5 protein-coding genes and 1 pseudogene are annotated in these 5,254 nt (G+C 32.8%); all 6 read right to left on the reverse strand.

Features of this window, described 5'->3' with window-relative positions; all coding sequences use genetic code 11:
* A pseudogene (locus V7014_RS24410) lies at positions 1–664 on the reverse strand (CAP domain-containing protein); the annotation flags it as partial.
* A gap of 362 nt (positions 665–1,026) precedes the next feature.
* Positions 1,027–1,497: a DUF6385 domain-containing protein gene (locus tag V7014_RS24415; RefSeq protein ID WP_335511240.1), complete on the reverse strand. Its 471-nt coding sequence runs from the start codon at positions 1,495–1,497 to the stop codon at positions 1,027–1,029.
* Positions 1,498–1,754: 257 nt separating this feature from the next.
* Positions 1,755–2,165, reverse strand: coding sequence for a FixH family protein (locus V7014_RS24420; protein WP_335511242.1), 411 nt, complete (start codon positions 2,163–2,165; stop codon positions 1,755–1,757).
* A 27-nt stretch (positions 2,166–2,192) separates the two neighbouring features.
* Positions 2,193–3,596, reverse strand: coding sequence for a sensor histidine kinase (locus V7014_RS24425; protein WP_335511244.1), 1,404 nt, complete (start codon positions 3,594–3,596; stop codon positions 2,193–2,195).
* The gene (locus V7014_RS24430) at positions 3,586–4,275 is read right to left on the reverse strand and encodes a response regulator transcription factor (RefSeq protein WP_335511246.1); all 690 of its coding nucleotides are present in this window, start codon (positions 4,273–4,275) and stop codon (positions 3,586–3,588) included. The genes V7014_RS24425 and V7014_RS24430 overlap by 11 nt, the downstream gene beginning before the upstream one ends.
* Positions 4,276–4,283: 8 nt before the next feature.
* The coding region (locus V7014_RS24435) for a YncE family protein (protein WP_335511248.1) at positions 4,284–5,254 on the reverse strand (971 nt) is incomplete at its 5' end.

Genomic DNA, 5,254 nt, shown 5'->3' on the forward strand with positions numbered 1-5,254 from the left:
TAGTTATTATCAGCTACGTGTCCAACTCCGATATGTGTATAATTTGGATTCATGATATTTTCTCTATGACCTTGACTGTTCATCCAAGCTTTTACAACTTCTTCAGGTGAACGTTGGCCTTGAGCAATATTTTCTCCAGCATAGTTATAAGAGATACCGAATTTTTTCATNNGTATTTTTTATCTTTCATATCTTGTGACTTAACACGTGCTACTTTACTTAATTCAACATCTAATTTTAATGGTTTAAGACCTTGTTTTGCACGCTCTGCATTTGTTAACTCTACAACTTTTTGTTCATAAGCACTAACTTCAGATGAAGTTGATGGTTTTTCTTGTTCTGGTTTTGAATTATCAACTGCCGGCTTATTGTTTTCTGCTGCATTTGTTGGTGGTGTTACTTCTGGTTTGTTTTCTGGTTTTACTTCTGGCTTAGCGACTGGACATGGTTTCATTGTACCATTTTCAATAACAACAGGTTTTACTTTAATATTAGTAGTTCCTGTGATTTTACCATCCTTGCAATCTTGTACAAACTTGTGAACTTCATTGCATGGTACTTTATTAGTAGATGTATTAGACGCTGCGTCCGCGCTCATTACACCGAAACCTGAAAGTGTTACTGTAGCTGCTGTAGCTAATGTAAATAAAAACTTTTTATTCATGATAAAAAACTCCTCCTGTTAGAAAGTGATTTGTTGTTTACAACCACATCGTAACACGAGTTTTTTGTAATAATAGAACCATATTATTACATTAGCAAATAATACTATTAAATAACCATTATTGTATTTCCCATTATTACCCTACAACAGTACAAATATTATAAANNTTATAAAACTGCACCTTCCAGTTCTTTTCCAAATATTTTCCTTTATTCAATAAAAAAAGGAAATCCCTCCATTACTGTTAAGGAATTTCCATCTTCATACTAAAAAATAATGATTGACACTTATTGGGTTATCCCTTTATTTATGACATTCATTACAAAGAAATGACTATTTTAATATACTTGTAATATTTTTTGTTACTTTACTCCTTGTAAATAAACAACAACAGACGATATATTCTCACCCAATAGTTGAATTCTAGCATACTTTAAATAATCATCTGATGAAACCATCTCTATTTGCCTAGGCTCCACTTCAATATAAGGTGTCTTTTTCACAAAATGTATATTATTAGGGCTTAGCTCAAGGCAAAATGTAATAGGATGATCACTTTCATTGATTACGCAAATACTATATTTTTTTAACGTTGAAATATCGAACGTAATGGAGGCTTTGCCATCTTTATTTAAAAGTAAGCTTCTTTTTACATCAACAGGCTGTAAAACAGAAGACATATCCGAAGTGGTCTTAGGCAATAATATCGACTCAATTTTCTTTAATTTTAAAGACCATTGATTTGGTATTTCATCACCTATTTCTTTCTCTTGGAAAATAATTTCGTTATAATTCATATTTTGAGGTGCTTGTTCCATTCGTTTGTTCTTCATTTTCCCACCTCACCTTTGTTCTCCTAATTCATACGTATTCTAATAATAGCTCTATAAGAACAAGACATTAAGAAAAACCATCACCTCTCCTTTTTTAACGAATGAGTTTAAAAAGGAACTATGCGACAGACAAAAGACTAGCATGGTTCATGTATAAGGTTAATGATCTTATAAAACTATCCTTCATATACAATAAAAAATCGTTTCTTATTATAGTAAGAAACGATAACTTAAAGAAATGATACAGATATACATTATTATTCTTCCGGCGTACTTGGTTGTCCAACGACAAATTCTTTTTTAGGCATATTATGCATACCTTCTGCAGTAACATGAGCGTATATGTAATAAGTTCCATCTTCACTGAAGCTTTTTTCCAATTCATAAATCCCGTCTTTACTATGTTTAATATCTATCTTTTCATGCTTGTCACTATGAGAGCGCCATATTTCAAACTTTACTTCATCTGCATCTTTTACAGGCTTGTCACCATATGTTACTTTTGCTTGAAATTGAACGGGCTCATTAACCTTTGCTGGGCCTGGATTAACCGTTAATTCTACATCTAAAAAAGCCATTTCTTCATCCGCATTCTCCGATTTCGAGTCATTTCCACAGGCAGCAAGTAAAAAAACACTAAATAATAAAATCAACCATATTTTTTTCATTCTATTTTCCCCTTTGTTCGTTAAATACTACAAATCTAATATCGGAAAAACAAAAATTACTTTTGTTCCCTTATGAAGTTCACTCTCAATAGTCATGTGTCCGTTATGTAATTCCATTAATTTTTCCACAATTGATAGTCCAATCCCAGTTCCACCATCGAATCGTGATCGCGCTTTATTTACACGATAAAATCTTTGGGTAATCTTAGCTAAATGCTCCTCACTAATCCCTCTTCCAGTATCTTCTATTGTTAATATGCAGTTTTTCCCTTTTTTAGTTAAGCATAATGAAATTGTACCATCTTCTTCTGTATACCTTAAAGCATTTTCAAGAATATTTTGGATGATTTGTTCTAACCTAACTTCATCTCCACTAATAATCACTTCTGGACTTAAATCCATTTTCAACTTAATTTTTTTATCCTGCAATATCGAAATATACTTTTCCATATAGTCTTCAATGAATTGTGCAAATGCAACCGGATTTGCATTAATAACGAAAGTATTAGATTCTAATTTAGTTAAATCTAACAAATCCTGTACTAAATTTTGCAATTTTTTCGTTTCTCTTGAAATTAACTTTAAATACTTCCGCTCATCTTCTTTTGTTTTCACTAGTCCATCCAATAATGCCTGTGTATATCCTTTTATATAGCTAAGCGGCGTTCGTAGTTCATGTGATATATCCGCAAGAAAATCACGTTTTCGTTCATCCTCTTCTTGAATAGATTGAGACATTTGATTAAACGCTGTAGCTAAGCTACCGATCTCATCTCGTCCACTACCATCGATAACTGTAGAATAATCCCCTCTAGCCATTTTCATAGCCGCTTTTTTCATTTCTTTCAATGGCTTTACCATAAAATTAATTACTTTTACACCTACTAAGAACATGAGGGCAATAAATAAGAAGCCTGCAATAAACCAAACAAATGTATAATCTTGCGTAAATTCATTCATACTTGTTAACGGAATATAAGAATAAATAATACCCTCTAATCTTCCATTGTCTAATAATGGGTAAATAACTGCTACAATATCTCGCTGGAAGCGTTCTTCATAACCCTTTTTGAAAACAGCCTTTCCTGCTAATAGTGATTGCCTTTCCTCTTCGGATATTAATGTCTCATAATCAATTTCAAAAGGAAGACACGCGCTTAGTTCTCGCGGGTTATTAACCACAAACATTTCTCCGTGTGTTTTTGAATTTAACCACTCTACTTGTTGCCTAAAAGTATCCGTTAAAGGACCACCTTTATAATCACTTGCTAATTGCTCTACTTGTAATTCCAAATTTTCCTTCACATAATCTACATATAGCTTTTGATAAAAGACTTGTGACAAACTATACGCAAATACAATACTAACTAACGTAATGGTAAAAAGAAAAATCCAAAGTTTTTGCTGCAAGTTATAAGACTTAATTTTCATTTACTGCCTCAAATTTATAACCAATACCCCAAACAGTTTGAATATAGTCGGCCGTTTTCAATTTCATACGAAGAGTCTTCACATGAGTATCAACCGTACGTAGAGAACCATTATAATCATTACCCCAAATTCGTTCCAATAATTGTTCTCTACTTAACACTTGATTAGTATGTAGAATTAAGAAATGCAATAGCTCATATTCTTTTAAAGTTAATGTTATCGTTTCCTTACCAACCATAACTTTTCTAGACCGATTATTAAGAGTGATATTTCCATATACCATTTGATCGTCTTCTACTTGTTCACTCTTCTTACCTACTCTTCTCAAAATTGATTCGATACGTGCCATGAGTTCACCAGGACTAAATGGTTTTACGACATAATCGTCCCCACCAAGTTTTAACCCTTTAACTTTATCCCATTCTTCACCCTTCGCACTTACAAAAATAATTGGTATGTCAGAGAAATTTCTAATTTCCTTACAAACTTCAAAACCATCTTGAATCGGCATCATAACATCAAGAAGTACAACGTCTATATGCTCCGCCCCTAATATTTTTAAAGCTTCTTTACCATTACTCGCTTGAATACAATTAAAGCCAGAATTTAATAAATACATTTCTACTAAATGTCTCATATCCTCTTCGTCGTCTACAACAAGAACTCTATATTTTACCATCTATGTATCTACTCCCTTACCACTAACTGAAACGGTCCCTTTCCTACCTCAATTGTTTTCTCTACTGTAAAATTCACTGGATTAATTACATGAAGGTTATTACTATCATATGATGCAAGTACAAATTTGTCTTTTACTTGTTTCATCTCAAAGGGATTTACGCCTACTTTTATAGAAGCTATTTGTTCCATATCCTTATATTTATAGACCGTGCTTGTTCCATGACTTACGATATAAACATAATCATTATAAGACAAAAACTGAATTGGCATAGAAGGTGTACGCAAAGTCTTGATTAACTTACCTGTTTCGGTTGAATAAATATGAACGTTATCCTCTATATGATCCCCTTTACCATGTCCCCCTACCCAAATTTGTTGTTCTTGACTACGAATCATTATTCCTGTTGAAAATGGATTGATGATTATTTCTTTTGCGGTTTTTAACGTGTTGGATTGTAATACGGTTATCTTATTATCATTGAAATTAACTACATATAATTGCTTAGTACGTTGATCCTCATGAATTGAAATAGGCTTATCGCCCACTTCTTTTGAACGAAGTTGTTGCCCTTCTAAAGAATAAATACGAATAGAATTGGTTGACTGATCAACTAAAGCTAACTCTTTTCCCCCATTAATTACACTCATCATAACGATACCTTCACCTACTTGCCACTCATCAATAAGCTCACCCTCGCTTAACGAATACACAAGTATTGAATTCATTTGCTTCCCGTAGAGCGCAATTTGATTGTCATTTGGCAACAATGTCGCACCTGTAAATGGTTGATGAATATCCCATTTTGCCAAAACGTGCATTTTTTCACTATTTATAAACGATATACTACCATCTTTTATATTTACGCTTGCTACAAAAGGTGTCTTAGATGGAATTGCTGCCAACGTATCTCGATTGCAACCAGCAAGAAACAACACTGACAATAGAAAAACAACCCCTATTTTTTTCATATATATCC

The organism is Bacillus sp. JJ722 (genome assembly GCF_036963345.1).
In the GTDB taxonomy this organism is placed as follows: Bacteria; Bacillota; Bacilli; order Bacillales; family DSM-1321; genus Bacillus_AD.

Coding starts and splice junctions, on each gene's coding strand:
- V7014_RS24415 (WP_335511240.1), bottom strand. CDS start 1,497: ATGAAGAACAAACGAATGGAACAAGCACCTCAAAATATGAATTATAAC.
- V7014_RS24420 (WP_335511242.1), bottom strand. CDS start 2,165: ATGAAAAAAATATGGTTGATTTTATTATTTAGTGTTTTTTTACTTGCT.
- V7014_RS24425 (WP_335511244.1), bottom strand. CDS start 3,596: ATGAAAATTAAGTCTTATAACTTGCAGCAAAAACTTTGGATTTTTCTT.
- V7014_RS24430 (WP_335511246.1), bottom strand. CDS start 4,275: ATGGTAAAATATAGAGTTCTTGTTGTAGACGACGAAGAGGATATGAGA.